We start from the raw sequence: 13,961 nt of genomic DNA on the forward strand, positions 1-13,961 counted from the left end.
AACCTTAAACTTTAAACTTGAAACAAATTTTTAGAATCCAGATGGTTTCAAATGCAATCCTGTGGTTTCATCCAATCCAAACATTAAATTCATGTTCTGTATGGCTTGTCCTGAGGCTCCTTTTGTTAAATTATCAATTACTGATGTTATCAATAACCGGTTTCCTTTTTTCATTAAACTAATAATACATTTATTCGTTTGTACCACTTGCTTCATATTGATTCCAGTGGTCGTAACAGTTACGAAAGGGTGGTCTTTGTAAAAAGCCTCATATTTTGCCACTACATCTTCCATATTTTCTTCGATTGTTGTGTATAATGTAGCAAAAATTCCTCTTGCAAAATCCCCTCTGTTGGGTACAAAAATCAATTCGTTTGTATAATCCGCTTGTAATTGGTTGACACTTTGGTTTATTTCTCCCAAATGTTGATGCTCAAATGCTTTATAATGCGACATATTGTTCGATCTCCAACTAAAATGTGTCGTTTCCGAAGGTGTAACTCCAGCTCCTGTGCTTCCGGTTGTCGCATTGATATGAACATCAGTTGTAAGCAGTTCATTTTTGGCCAATGGCAATAATGCCAGTTGAATTGCAGTTGCAAAACAACCTGGATTAGCTATAAATTGAGCGTTTTTAATTGCTGCTTTATTCAATTCGGGTAAACCGTAAACGAAGGATTTGCTATCGAATTCTTTGTCTTTTGTCAATCTGAAATCATTTCCTAAATCGATGATTTTGGTATGACTCGCAAATTGATTTTGCTCTAAAAATGATTTTGATTTTCCATGACCTAAACACAAGAAAACTACATTCACATTTGGATTTACAGTATCGGTAAAATTCATTTCGAAATCGCCCAATAAATCGTGATGCGCAACATGAAGAGGTTTTCCAGCGTTTGTAGTGCTGTAAACAAAATCAAGTGTTGCATCGGGGTGAAACATCAATATTCTGATGAGTTCCCCCGCAGTGTAACCTGAGCCACCAATTATCCCAATATTAATCATAATTTTAAAATTTTATTTAAACCATTAAGATAATTAAGAAATAGTAAGCTTATTGAAACTTAATTATCTTAATGGTTTAAAATTTAAGACGTACTTAGAATTAATCCTTTGGGAGTAATTCAATTTTTATTTTTTTTAACCACATAGATTTAATAATTTTTGAAAGCCGTTGTACTTTATTAGAGAAAATCATAACTATGTGAACCCACAAATGGGCTATTTAACTCTTCTTTTCTATGCTTCTATGTGGTTAAATTTTTTTATTAATCATGTGTTAGTTTGTTTACAGATGAAAATATATTTTGGGCATTTCCAAGAATTTTGATAAAACCTTTAGCATCATCAGAGGTCCATGCGTTGTTCATTTCTCCATATTGTCCAAAAGAGGTGTTCATCAGGTCATTTTCAGATTCAATTCCGTCTAATGTAAAGTGATATGGTTTTAGAGAAACGATAACAGTTCCATTTACAGTTGTTTGTGTGTCTTCCAGAAAAGTCTCAATGTTTCTCATTACAGGGTCTAAGAATTGCCCTTCATGAAATAACATTCCGTACCAGTTTCCTAGCTGTTCTTTCCAGTATTGTTGCCATTTTCCTAATGTGTGTTTTTCTAGTAAATGGTGTGCTTTAATAATGATTAAAGGAGCAGCAGCTTCAAAACCAACTCTTCCTTTAATTCCGATAATGGTATCGCCAACGTGAGTATCTCTACCAATTGCATACGCGCTGGCTAATTTTTCTAGGACTACAATGTTTTTTGATGGTTTGTCCATAGTCCCGTTGATGCCCACTAATTGTCCTTTTTCAAATTGTAGCGTTACTTTTTCTTCACCCTCTTTCTGCAATTGAGAAGGATACGCTTCACTTGGTAGCGATTGATTTGATGTCAATGTTTCTTTACCACCTACGCTTGTTCCCCACAATCCTTTATTAATGGAATATTGCGCTTTTTCCCAAGAATAATGAACGCCATTTTTTGATAAATAATCCACCTCTTCTTGTCTTGATAATTTCAAGTCTCTGATAGGAGTGATGATTTCAATTTCAGGAGCAATGGTTTGGAAAATTAAATCAAAACGAATTTGGTCATTTCCTGCACCGGTACTTCCGTGAGCGATGGCTTCAGCACCGACAGATTTCGCATATTTAATCGCTTCAATCGCTTGAAAAACACGCTCTGCACTTACGGATAATGGATAGGTATTGTTTTTTAACACATTTCCATAAATCAAATATTTTATGGCTTTGTCATAATATTTATCTACGATGGTAAGATTTGCATGTTGCGCACTTCCTAATTCGTAGGCTCTTTCTTCGATAGCGGCGAGTTCAGCTTCATCAAATCCGCCTGTATTTATAAGAACGGTATGTACTTCGTATCCTTTTTCGTTTTTTAAATATTTAAGGCAATATGAGGTGTCTAATCCTCCGCTGTATGCTAATACTACTTTTTTCATGATTATTGTTTTTTCCTCCCCCCAACCCCCTCCGAAGGAGGGGGAGCCGAAACCGGCAAGGGGAATTTTATTTATATTTTTTCTCTTTTGCTCCCTCCCTTTCGGGAGGGGAGGGGATTTATTTTTTTAAGAACAAGGCTTGTTTAATTGATTTTAATCGGTTTAATATTTTGATATTAAATGGATGTTTAGGTGGGTCTTTAGGCTTTTCGTTTGGATCATAAAGCATTCCTGTACACAAACACATTTTGTTGTCTTTGCTTTGCAAAATTTCAAAATTGGTACAGGTTTTACATCCAGCCCAAAAAGTAGGGTCAGTTGTCAGTTCCGAAAATGGAACGGGTTTGTAACCTAAATCAGAGTTTATTTTCATTACTGCTAAACCAGTTGTGATTCCAAATACCTTCGCATCAGGATATTTCTTTAATGAATAGTCAAAAACAAATGATTTGATTTTTTTGGCTAGACCTAAATTTCTGTAATCAGGATGCACAATCAACCCGGAATGTGCCACAAATTTTCCGTGTTGCCAACTTTCGATATAGCAAAAACCTGCAAATTTTCCATTGTCTAATGCAATGACAGCATCTTTACTTTCCATTTTTTTCTGGATGTATTCAGGAGTTCTCTTAGCAATTCCAGTACCTCTCAAAAGGGCAGATAATTCTATGGTATCGCATATTTCTTGCGAATACTTATAATGTTCTTCCTGAGTTATAATGATAGAAATATTCATTTCAAAAGCTGAATTTTATAGTTATAAAATGATTTATGTGTTGGTTTTTGAAATGTAATTTTGCCAAATTCAAAAATACTATTAATACGGCTGGTTGTTTTGCAATAAATTGAAAAACAATGCAATAGAATTAAATATATATTAGTTTTTGGATGTAATAATCCAATGGAAAATAGCGGTGATTTCAAAATGAAAAAATGAAAAATGAATAATAAAACGAAACAGCTTTTGGGTACTATAGAGATAGCATCCGTACTTCGGGAGAAGTAGAAGGTCTGTTTGTCCGTGACAAAGAAGTTAAATGTGAACTTGTTTTATTCATTGGTGCAAAAGTACACTTATTTTTAAAACGCAACGCTACTTTAGAATTTTCTAACAAAATTTTAATGTATTGTTGATTTTTTTAAACATAAAAACTCCTTGAAAGTCTGGTTATCAAGGAGTTTTTATAAGATAGTACAGTTGTTTTAGGATTAGTTTCTAAACCTGTTTCGGGTGATGATATCTTTAATTTTGGCTTTTAAGTCTTCTCCGGTGTCATAAACCATTTGTTCGCTGTTAGGAAAAGGAACTGGTCTTCTGTCAAAATAAGAATAGTAATTATCGTCAGAAGCTCTTCGGTCTCCTTTGAAGGTGGCATAAATATTTTCGAAAATGAACTCGCTCGATAATGGAAAAGATTGCAGTAGTTGATTGCTTCTAACATTAATATAGTCAATTTTAGCTGTAATTTGGCACGACTTAAATTGTCTGAATTCGTAAATTTGAGCTGTTACTGTTCTCAGGTTGTCGACCATAACTACTTTTCCTTTTTCGTCTAAAACTTCCTTTCCGTTAGCATCAATTAGTTTTTTGACACCGTCTTTGATAATGCGTTCTTTTACAAATTCTCTTTCATTAATTTGTTCGGGTGAAATGAAAATTTGTCTAAAATTGATTATCATTTCGTAGTCATAACTTATTCCTTTTTGTTTGTTATTATGATAAACAGTCCATTTATCGTTTAATCCTAATGTGCTGAAATCTAATAAATCATTTTGAAGACGAACTGGAATAATCATATTGGTTTCATTTTTGGTGGAAACCGAAACATAATCAGAGCCTCTAAATTGTGCATCGTCCATCAATCGTAAAACATCTTTGTAATTTGGATTTATTTTGTTTAAATAGTCCAAATCATCATACGCTTTTCGGTAATTCATTTTGTCTGATGTCGACAGTAGTTTTTTTGCATTAACATATAAATAAGCTGATAGCGCGTTTTTACTGTCAATGATTTGGTCGTTATAATTATCAAATGGGAAAATTGCATTTCTTCCTTCTCTAATTAATTTCAAAGGAAGTAAAGGTTTTATTTTTTCCTGACGGGAATTCAATTGTAAATAGGTATTGTACATTTTTTCCAATTGTACAGGATTAGCGTCTTTTGCCAACAAATTTATCGCATTCAAATCGCGTTCTTTAGCTTTGGCGAAAGCCTCTTCGAGCAAATAAATATAATCTTGCTTTCCTTTTTTATCTTTATTGGTTTGCAAATTGGATACGGCATTATCAATTGCCTGATCGTAATTTCCAGAACTTAATAAATTTTGAGTTTGCTTTACGCCACAGGAGTAAATTAGTACGAATAAGGATAATAAAAGAGTAATTTTTTTCATAAGCTTACGATTGAGATGTGATTTTTTTTGAATGTAATGCTGCTTATTATTAACAGATTATTTATTCTGATTTGCAGAAATCCAAAAATAATGCCATAAAAAAACCTAACAAAAATAGTGCAATTGTTAGGTTTTAATGTTGGTAATTTAATTTTTATTTTCTTACGAAAGGTGGTAGTAACTTACTGGAAACTTCACCAAAACCAATACGAACATGTCCGTTTTGACAATATCCCTTCATGATTACGGTATCGTTATCATTAATAAATTTACGTTCCGTACCGTCTTTCAATTTTATTGGATTTTTTCCGCCCCAAGTTAATTCTAACATGGAACCAAAACTGTCTGGAGTAGGTCCTGAAATGGTTCCAGATCCCATCATATCGCCAGAATTTACACGACACCCGTTAGAAGTGTGGTGTGCTAATTGCTGACTCATGGTCCAGTACATGTATTTAAAATTAGAATTAGAAATTATTGTTGCTTCCGCTTTTTCTGGCTGAATGGCAACTTCTAAATTAATGTCAAAAGAATGTTTTCCTTTTTGCTGTAAATAGGGAAGAGGAGTAGGTTCTTGTTTTGGTCCTTTAGTTCTAAACGGTTCTAAGGCATCCATAGTCACAATCCAAGGTGAAATTGAAGAGGCGAAATTCTTTGCTAAGAACGGTCCTAGTGGCACATATTCCCATTTTTGAATGTCGCGTGCGCTCCAGTCATTTAGTAAAACCATTCCAAAAATATACTCTTCAGCTTCGGTAACCGATATGTTTTCACCCATAATGTTGACATCAGTAGTTATGAATGCTGTCTCCAGTTCAAAATCTACGGAACGAGAAGGGCCAAAAACCGGTGTAGTTTCCCCATTTGGCAACGTTTGTCCCATAGGTCTGTGAACCGGAATCCCAGAAGGAACAATTGTAGAACTTCTACCATGATAGCCTACAGGGATATGGAGCCAGTTAGGAAGCAAAGCATTTTCAGGATCACGGAACATTTTCCCTACATTGGTAGCGTGCTCTTTGCTGGAGTAGAAGTCTGTGTAATCACCAATAAGTACTGGTAATTGCATTTCTACATCTTCCATTCTAAAAATTATGATGTCTCTATCTTTGGCATTATCTTGTAATTTCGAATTTTTTGCATCAAAAAGTTCTGCAATTCGGTTTCTAACCAAACGCCATGTTTTTTGACCATCAGAAATAAAATCATTCAAAGTGTCCTGCATGAACATATCATCGGTCAGTTCAATGCCTTCAAAATAATTTAATTGTTGTAAAGCTCCCAAATCGATGGCGAAATCTCCTATTCTGGTTCCTACGGTTACTATGTTTTCTTTGGTAAGAAATACACCAAAAGGAATGTTTTGAATAGGAAAATCACTGTTGGCAGGTACTTCTAGCCATGATTTTCTATTGGTATCGTTAGCTGTTATTGGCATATTTTGTTAATTGTATTGTTAAAAAATTACTCATCAAATATATTATAATCTAACTATTAACCAAACGTTTTTTTGTATTTTTGCAACAAATTAACGAAAATCAAAAAAATGCAACGCGACGAACAAATTTTTGACCTTATTCTGGAAGAACAAGAAAGACAAATTCACGGATTAGAACTTATTGCATCAGAAAACTTCGTAAGTGACGAAGTAATGGAAGCTGCTGGTTCTGTTTTAACTAACAAATATGCTGAAGGATACCCTGGCAAAAGATACTACGGCGGTTGTGAAGTAGTTGATGTTGTGGAGCAAATTGCTATTGACAGAGCCAAAGAATTATTTGGTGCTGCTTACGCAAATGTACAACCACACTCTGGTTCACAAGCCAATACAGCGGTTTATCACGCTTGTATTAAACCTGGTGATAAAATCTTAGGTTTTGATTTGTCACATGGAGGGCACTTAACACATGGTTCGCCAGTGAACTTTTCAGGTCGTTTGTATACGCCTTCTTTTTATGGTGTAGACAAGGAAACTGGAAGGTTAGATTATGATAAAATTCAAGAAATTGCAACAAGAGAACAACCAAAGTTAATTATTGCAGGAGCTTCGGCGTATTCCCGTGATATGGATTTTGAGCGTTTCAGAGTAATTGCTGATAGTGTTGGTGCTATTTTATTAGCTGATATTTCACATCCTGCTGGTCTAATTGCAAAAGGGTTGATGAATGATCCATTGCCACATTGCCATATTGTAACAACTACAACTCACAAAACATTACGTGGTCCTCGTGGAGGATTAATCTTAATGGGTAAAGATTTCGAAAATCCATTTGGTTTAACCACACCAAAAGGCGAAATCAGAATGATGTCATCTTTACTAGACTTAGCTGTTTTCCCTGGAAATCAAGGTGGTCCATTAATGCACATTATAGCTGCTAAAGCAGTAGCTTTTGGTGAAGCTTTGAAAGATGAATTTTTTACTTATGCTTTACAATTACAAAAAAATGCTAACGCTATGGCGGATGCTTTTGTAAAAAGAGGATACGAAATCATTTCTGGTGGAACGGATAATCACATGATGTTGATAGATTTAAGAAACAAGAATATTTCTGGAAAAGATGCCGAAAATGCATTGGTTAAAGCAGAAATAACTGTAAATAAAAACATGGTTCCTTTTGATGATAAATCACCATTTGTAACTTCAGGTATTCGTGTAGGAACTGCTGCAATTACCACTCGTGGTCTTGTAGAAGAGGATATGGAAACTATTGTGGCTTTGATTGACAGAGTATTGGTAGATCATACCAATGAAGATGTTATCGAAGCTGTAGCAAATGAAGTAAACGAAATGATGAGCGAAAGAGCTATTTTCGTATACTAATAAATACGTCATAAAGTTTTAAAGTCGAAAGTCGAAAGTCTTTGAATAGAATTTAATATTCTGTCTTACTTTTGGCTTTCGACTTTTGACGTTATGACTTTCTAACTTTAAGACTAAAAAAATGGGTGTATTACGATTACAATTACCTACAGATCCAAGATGGGTCAATATTGTAGAAAAAAATATAGAAGAAATCTTGACTGATCATGCTTGGTGCGAACAAAAAGCCGCTACAAATGCGATTACTATTATAACCAACAATTCAGAACATCAGGATCTGGTCAAGGATTTATTAGCTCTTGCCAAAGAAGAAATCGATCATTTTGAACAGGTTCATAATATTATAATAAAACGTGGCTTGAAGTTAGGTCGGGAACGCAAAGACGAATACGTTAACGAATTGTATTTGTACATGAAAAAAAGTAGCGATGGAAGCAGAGTTTCTAGTTTAGTGGAACGATTATTGTTTTCAGCCATGATTGAAGCTAGAAGTTGCGAACGTTTTAAGGTGCTTTCTGAAAATATAAACGATGTTGAATTGTCCGTTTTCTATAGAGATTTAATGGAAAGTGAAGCAGGACATTATACTACTTTTATTACCTATGCAAGAAAATATGGTGTAGGAATTGATGTCGAAAAACGTTGGAGAGACTGGTTAGAATTTGAAGAGTCTGTTATTGCTAATTATGGCAAAAACGAAACAATTCACGGGTAATTTTTATCAAGAATACTTTAGGTTTTGAATTTAGTTAATACTGTACCATTTAAAAATTAAATAAGGCAGATATTTTTAAATTAGAAGCGGTTGAAAGAACAGAATGTTTAGAATTTAAATTAAATCATTTGGCAACTACTACTTTTTTTACTCACATCCAATGAGAATTTTATTATTCTTTAAAAGATTGAAAGAAAAAAATTATAAATTAGTAGAGGTAAATGCAAATCGAAATTTCAAATGAGTTAAACTGCAGTAATGTAGGTAATTATCATCTTAGTTAAAAAAGTGATTGGATTAACACTTTCAATGTTTGAAAAAAAAACAGTAAGTCAAAAAAAAAGATTTAACTATTATTATTATTATTATTATTTAGTTTTTTTATATGTATATCCATATTTGTAATTACACCAAGATTTAATGAACACTCATTTAGCTGATGATTGTTAAGAAACTTATACTTTAATTAATGAATCTAAACAATAACTTAAAATTAATAATTAATTCGAGTTTAGAAATCAGACTTTACAGGTAATTTTCCACGACACTGATTTTGATTTGAAAACGATTAGAGTAATAATGATAGAAGATGGGAAAATAATTTCTTAAAGTTCTATTTAACAATAATTTCATGTTTATAGAGCAATCCTTTCAATCCTTCTAAAGCAAAAATGGCTTTCTTTAAATTTGTGGTTTTGGGATCAATCGTATAATTATAGCTAGTTCTAAAATCAGCTTTGTTGGCAATTGCTTTTGCAAATTCAGAACGGTATAAATCGCAGTTTTCAAAAACTACTTCGGTCAAATCAGTGCTCATAAAATCGACAGCAATAATACTGCAGTTGGTAAATGAAGTTCCTTTGATTTTTAAAGTGTAAAATTTGGAAAAATCCAAAACACAATCATTAAAAGCAATTTCAAAAATTAATTTATCGCACATGGCAAAATTTACATCTTTTATTTCACACCGATTGAAAGTGACGGTTCTAAAGGCTACATAGTTTATTTTGGCATTGCTAAAAGTACAATCATTAAATACACAGTCGATAAAAGTAACCGCAACGAAAGAACATGGAGAAAAATTACAATTGGTAAACGTACAGCACTCAAATTCCTTAAAATTGACTTCTTCTTCCTTGTACGTAATGTCTTTGTATTCAATATCTAAAAAATATTCTGCCATTTATGGGTTTTAAATTCAGTTTGTAGTGCTGTTTTGGGAACAAAGAAACAAAATTTAGAACCGTATTACGGAGTAAATTGCTATTTTATTGTGGAGGATTAAACTCGTTCGTAATCGCCCTTCCATTGCTGAATCGCTTTCTTGATTTCTTTTCCCGAAAGATTTTCATACAGTGCTCTTTGAGTCAGTGCTGTAAATTCATTGTCTGGGGCAAAACGCAATGCAAATAGTTGGTCGTCATTTAATTGCTGTTCAAAATCCTCTAATTTTTTTCCAGTAATAGAAAAATAACGATATTGAAGTTCCAGACGAACGATTCTGTTTTGTAAAGTCAACGCATAATGTTGGCGCAACATAAAGGCAAGGCAAAAAAGCACTACAAAAACAGCGCTGATAAACGCCCAAATTAATGAATCTTCAGTGGTGAAACTAAAATAAACACTGAAAACTAAAAACGTTAGTATTATGGGATAGTACACAAAGTGATGAAGGGGATAGTATCGTATGTGATTTTTATAGGATTGAGTTTCCATAATTTTATTTTTTTTAAAGATACTCAAAACAACGTACTCTGTGAATTAAGCATTTTTTATATTGGTGAAAAACCAAAATTATATAAGTTTTGTACATATCTGTGGTTACTTTTCTTTTACAGCGATGGCATTGGTAAATTATGTAAAAAACCTTTATAATGATATAACCTCTTACTGAGATAAATTCCATAATTTTAATAAAAATTAATAATTATGATACCAACAAAAGGATACGCTGTACAAGATGCTAAAACTGATTTAGCACCATGGAATTTTGAGAGACGTGAAGTAGGACCGCATGATGTGCAATTCGACATTCAATTTTGTGGCGTTTGCCATAGTGATCTTCATCAAATAAAAGACGATTGGGGAGGAGCAATCTTTCCAATGGTTCCAGGACACGAGATTGTGGGGAAAGTAATAAAAGTAGGAAGCGAAGTCAAAAAGTTTAAGATAGGAGATTTAGCAGGGACAGGATGTCTGGTAGATTCCTGTAGAACGTGCGAAAACTGTAAGGAAGGTTTAGAGCAATTTTGTTCAAACGGAAGTACTGGAACTTATAATGCATTAGGACAAGATGGAAAAACGCCAACATATGGTGGATATTCGAATACAATAGTAGTCCACGAAGATTTTGTGTTGCACGTTTCTGACAAATTAGATTTAGCTGCTGTTGCGCCGCTTTTGTGTGCCGGAATTACGACTTACTCTCCTTTAAAGCATTGGAAAGTTGGAAAAGGGCATAAACTGGCTGTTTTGGGTTTAGGTGGCTTAGGACACATGGCAGTTAAATTTGGGGTTGCTTTTGGTGCTGAGGTTACTGTTTTAAGTACTTCTCCTGAAAAAGAAGCGGATGCTAAAAAATTAGGAGCGCATAAATTTATTGTTACTAAAGATGCCAAACAACTTAAAACGGCTGCTGGATATTTTGATTTTATCTTGGATACGGTTTCTGCACCGCATGATTTAAATTTGTACCTATCTTTATTAAGAGTCAACGGAGTACATATTTGTGTGGGAGTGCCTCCAACTCCTTATGAAATCCACGCTTTTAGTCTTATAGGCGGACGAAGAAGTCTTGCTGGTTCATTAATTGGTGGATTACCTGAAACACAAGAAATGCTTGATTATTGCGCAGAGCATGGTATTGTTTCTGAAATAGAAATGATTGATATAAAAAACATCAATGATGCTTATGACCGAATGGTAAAAGGAGATGTGCGCTATCGTTTTGTGATAGATATGGCTACGTTGTAGCTACTAGTTAAAATATAAGCCCTGTACATATTATAATGTGCAGGGCTTTTTTTTAGAATTTAAATTCAAAAGGATTAAAGTATGTTATCAGTTCCTTTACTTTTTTTCAATCGATCTTTCAAAAAATTCATAAGTTCGTAACATTTGATCCATTCGTTGGCGATTGTCACCATTTCTAGTGATTTCATGTGTTGCTCCCGGATGTACTACAAATTCCACTGGACGATCTAAAACTTTTAGACTGCGAAACATCATTTCTGCCTGAATAAAACCGGTACGACGATCGTTGCCACCATGAAAAATAATAAATGGTGTTGTGATATTTTGGACATAATTTATGGGTGATTCACGAGTTAAAATTTCCTTTACTTTTGGCTCCCAAGGATATCCTCCAAAATAATTTGGAACTAATCTCCATGCATTTCCTTCACCAAAAAAAGTGTTAAGATCATAAACGCCACGTTGTGCACAAGCCGCTTTGAAACGATTATCATGACTGATGATCCAAGCTGTCAGATAACCTGCATAAGAACCTCCTGTAATAAGCAACTTAGATTTGTCTGCCCAACCTTCTTCAACGGTTTTATCTAATGCAGTTAATACATCACTTGCAGGACCTTTGCCCCAATCATTAACATTACCTCTTAAAAAATCTAAACCATATCCGCCGGAACCTCTTGGATTACTATAAACGACGCCATAACCTTTACTACAAAAATATTGGTATTCGTGCCACATACTTTCTTCACCTGGACCCCACATTGCAGATGGTCCACCATGAATTTCTAACAGTAACGGATATTTTTCTCCTTGTATGTAGTTTGATGGTTTCATGATCCAATATTCTACAGTCATTCCTAAATCGTTAACAAATGTTTTCTTTTCAGGAAAAGATAATTTTTTATTTGTAACCCAATCATTAAATTCACTTATTTTATATTCATTTTTTAAATTGGCATCAGCAAAATATAATTCAGAAGGATTTGATACCTGAGTTTTAGAAAATACAATAGTGTTATTTACGATATCAAAACTTGAAATACCAGAATCAACACTGGATAAAACATCTATTTTTTTTGTTAATCGGTTAATTCTGTGCAATACATTCCCACCGTTCATTTGAGAAGTAAAGTATAAATATTTGTCATCATTACTCCAGGTTAGATTCGATTTATTTCTATCAAACGGGATGGTTATAATATCTTTCTCGCTACCATTCATGGGCATTATTGACAAGGAAGGGACACTTATAAAAGAGGTATTACTGGACAAGAAAGCCAGCCATTTTCCTGTTGGAGATATAGTAGCACTGTTGTATCTTTTTCCGTTTTCGCCTAAAATCATTTTAAAATTTTCGCCATTGGTATCAGCTGTAAAAATCTCACTTTCTAATGATCGATCCGCATTTTCTACAGTGTCTACATCTCCGGAAAAAATTATTTGTTTCCCATCTGGTGTATAGTCAGCACTACTAAAACTATAAAATCCTTTAGTAAGTAATCGTGGTTCAGCATCTTTGGAAACATTTATTTCAAAGAAGTGATTAAAATTCATATCTGAAGAAATATTCGATTCACTTTGGAAGTTTAATTTGTTTAAGACAATTGCTTTTTTGTCTGTAGCATTTTTATCTAAATAGGCTCTGATTTCTGATAAACTTCCATTAGGATTTGGTTTCTCTTTATATGGAAGTAAATGTTCATTTTTATCAAAACCAGGCTTTTCCATTTTCCAAGTAGGAATTGTTTTTGATTTGTTTAAAATAGAATCTTGAAGCAACTCTTTTAGTGGAATACTTGATGAAAAAAGTATTTTTTTTCCATCTGGCGACCACTTTGGATTAGTAGCACCGTATTTGTGTTTCGTCAATTGTATGGGTTCGCCACCTTCCATCGATAATATAAAAATTTGCATTTTGTCATCTACAGAACGATTAAAAGCAATTTTTTTGCCGTCAGGGCTCCATGCAGGTCGTGTAGCTCCATCTTTATTGGTAGTAAGTTGTACTGGTGCAGCATTGTTTAAAATTGTAGTAGTATAAATCTGTGTTCGATATTTGTAATCTAATTTATTATTTTCATCGGGTTCAATAGAAGTCACTGTAAAAGCAGCTCGTTTTCCATCCTTTGTAAGTGTTATGTTACTTACAGTTTTAATTTTCAACATATCTGTAATATCAACAGCTTCTTTTCCATTTTGAGCAATTGAGAATTGTAATTGTATCAAAAATAATAGTACGATTGAAAGTTTCTTCATAGTGTTAATTTTAGTAGGGTTGGTTGTTAATTGTCAGGCAAAACATAATTGAATCCAATATATTTTTCATTTATTGGTTTGTTTCGTTAATGACTGTGTTCTTGTTTTAGTAAAAATATAAAATAAAAATGGGTTTTGGATATCCTTTCTTTTTCAAAAGCATCTAATGCTAAATGATTAATTAATTTGTTGATTAGCCCATTCATCCATATAAGATTCAAATACACTTAAAGGCACAGAACGGATCAAGTCTAAAAGTTGTGGGGAAATATTAAAATCTAGATATTTGTATTTCCAAATTATATACAAATGCAAGATTCTTTCGCCGACCTACTTA

11 protein-coding genes are annotated in these 13,961 nt (G+C 33.5%); 3 read left to right on the forward strand and 8 right to left on the reverse strand.

Annotated elements, in window-relative coordinates; translation table 11 throughout:
- Positions 1 to 30: 30 nt before the first annotated feature.
- The 5 genes from argC to fahA form a co-directional block, all read right to left on the reverse strand.
- On the reverse strand, positions 31 to 1,008 hold the full coding sequence (argC, locus tag DFR66_RS06685) for an N-acetyl-gamma-glutamyl-phosphate reductase (RefSeq protein WP_114754060.1): 978 nt from the start codon (positions 1,006 to 1,008) through the stop codon (positions 31 to 33).
- A gap of 263 nt (positions 1,009 to 1,271) precedes the next feature.
- Positions 1,272 to 2,465: an argininosuccinate synthase gene (locus DFR66_RS06690; RefSeq protein ID WP_114754061.1), complete on the reverse strand. Its 1,194-nt coding sequence runs from the start codon at positions 2,463 to 2,465 to the stop codon at positions 1,272 to 1,274.
- A 118-nt stretch (positions 2,466 to 2,583) separates the two neighbouring features.
- Entirely contained in the window at positions 2,584 to 3,201 is a 618-nt protein-coding gene (locus DFR66_RS06695) for a GNAT family N-acetyltransferase (RefSeq protein WP_114754062.1), read from the reverse strand.
- 473 nt (positions 3,202 to 3,674) lie between these two features.
- Positions 3,675 to 4,859 carry a hypothetical protein gene (locus tag DFR66_RS06700; RefSeq protein WP_114754063.1) on the reverse strand — a complete coding sequence of 395 codons (1,185 nt, stop codon included), beginning with the start codon at positions 4,857 to 4,859 and terminating at the stop codon, positions 3,675 to 3,677.
- Positions 4,860 to 5,013: 154 nt separating this feature from the next.
- A complete protein-coding gene (gene fahA, locus DFR66_RS06705; protein ID WP_114754064.1) occupies positions 5,014 to 6,297 on the reverse strand; it encodes a fumarylacetoacetase in 1,284 nt (427 codons plus the stop codon).
- A 108-nt stretch (positions 6,298 to 6,405) separates the two neighbouring features.
- On the opposite strand from fahA, the gene glyA reads away from it, so the two are divergent.
- Both glyA and miaE read left to right on the forward strand, forming a co-directional pair.
- Complete coding sequence (gene glyA / locus DFR66_RS06710) at positions 6,406 to 7,680, forward strand: serine hydroxymethyltransferase (protein WP_114754065.1); 1,275 nt, start codon at positions 6,406 to 6,408, stop codon at positions 7,678 to 7,680.
- A 121-nt stretch (positions 7,681 to 7,801) separates the two neighbouring features.
- On the forward strand, positions 7,802 to 8,395 hold the full coding sequence (miaE, locus tag DFR66_RS06715; protein WP_114754066.1) for a tRNA-(ms[2]io[6]A)-hydroxylase: 594 nt from the start codon (positions 7,802 to 7,804) through the stop codon (positions 8,393 to 8,395).
- A 613-nt stretch (positions 8,396 to 9,008) separates the two neighbouring features.
- Here miaE and DFR66_RS06720 read toward each other — a convergent pair.
- Both DFR66_RS06720 and DFR66_RS06725 read right to left on the reverse strand, forming a co-directional pair.
- Complete coding sequence (locus DFR66_RS06720; protein WP_114754067.1) at positions 9,009 to 9,578, reverse strand: pentapeptide repeat-containing protein; 570 nt, start codon at positions 9,576 to 9,578, stop codon at positions 9,009 to 9,011.
- Positions 9,579 to 9,676: 98 nt separating this feature from the next.
- Positions 9,677 to 10,111 carry a DUF6526 family protein gene (locus tag DFR66_RS06725; protein ID WP_114754068.1) on the reverse strand — a complete coding sequence of 145 codons (435 nt, stop codon included), beginning with the start codon at positions 10,109 to 10,111 and terminating at the stop codon, positions 9,677 to 9,679.
- A 213-nt stretch (positions 10,112 to 10,324) separates the two neighbouring features.
- Between DFR66_RS06725 and DFR66_RS06730 the strand changes: the two genes are divergently transcribed.
- Positions 10,325 to 11,368, forward strand: a complete 1,044-nt coding sequence (locus DFR66_RS06730; protein WP_114754069.1) for an NAD(P)-dependent alcohol dehydrogenase — start codon at positions 10,325 to 10,327, stop codon at positions 11,366 to 11,368.
- Between the two features lie 96 nt (positions 11,369 to 11,464).
- Here DFR66_RS06730 and DFR66_RS06735 read toward each other — a convergent pair whose 3' ends face one another.
- Positions 11,465 to 13,624: an alpha/beta hydrolase family protein gene (locus DFR66_RS06735; protein ID WP_114754070.1), complete on the reverse strand. Its 2,160-nt coding sequence runs from the start codon at positions 13,622 to 13,624 to the stop codon at positions 11,465 to 11,467.
- Positions 13,625 to 13,961 lie beyond the last annotated feature (337 nt).

This window comes from Flavobacterium glaciei (assembly GCF_003350545.1).
Lineage (GTDB): Bacteria > Bacteroidota > Bacteroidia > Flavobacteriales > Flavobacteriaceae > Flavobacterium > Flavobacterium glaciei.

Coding starts and splice junctions, on each gene's coding strand:
- glyA (WP_114754065.1), top strand. CDS start 6,406: ATGCAACGCGACGAACAAATTTTTGACCTTATTCTGGAAGAACAAGAA.
- argC (WP_114754060.1), bottom strand. CDS start 1,008: ATGATTAATATTGGGATAATTGGTGGCTCAGGTTACACTGCGGGGGAA.
- fahA (WP_114754064.1), bottom strand. CDS start 6,297: ATGCCAATAACAGCTAACGATACCAATAGAAAATCATGGCTAGAAGTA.
- DFR66_RS06735 (WP_114754070.1), bottom strand. CDS start 13,624: ATGAAGAAACTTTCAATCGTACTATTATTTTTGATACAATTACAATTC.
- DFR66_RS06700 (WP_114754063.1), bottom strand. CDS start 4,859: ATGAAAAAAATTACTCTTTTATTATCCTTATTCGTACTAATTTACTCC.
- DFR66_RS06695 (WP_114754062.1), bottom strand. CDS start 3,201: ATGAATATTTCTATCATTATAACTCAGGAAGAACATTATAAGTATTCG.
- miaE (WP_114754066.1), top strand. CDS start 7,802: ATGGGTGTATTACGATTACAATTACCTACAGATCCAAGATGGGTCAAT.
- DFR66_RS06730 (WP_114754069.1), top strand. CDS start 10,325: ATGATACCAACAAAAGGATACGCTGTACAAGATGCTAAAACTGATTTA.
- DFR66_RS06725 (WP_114754068.1), bottom strand. CDS start 10,111: ATGGAAACTCAATCCTATAAAAATCACATACGATACTATCCCCTTCAT.
- DFR66_RS06720 (WP_114754067.1), bottom strand. CDS start 9,578: ATGGCAGAATATTTTTTAGATATTGAATACAAAGACATTACGTACAAG.
- DFR66_RS06690 (WP_114754061.1), bottom strand. CDS start 2,465: ATGAAAAAAGTAGTATTAGCATACAGCGGAGGATTAGACACCTCATAT.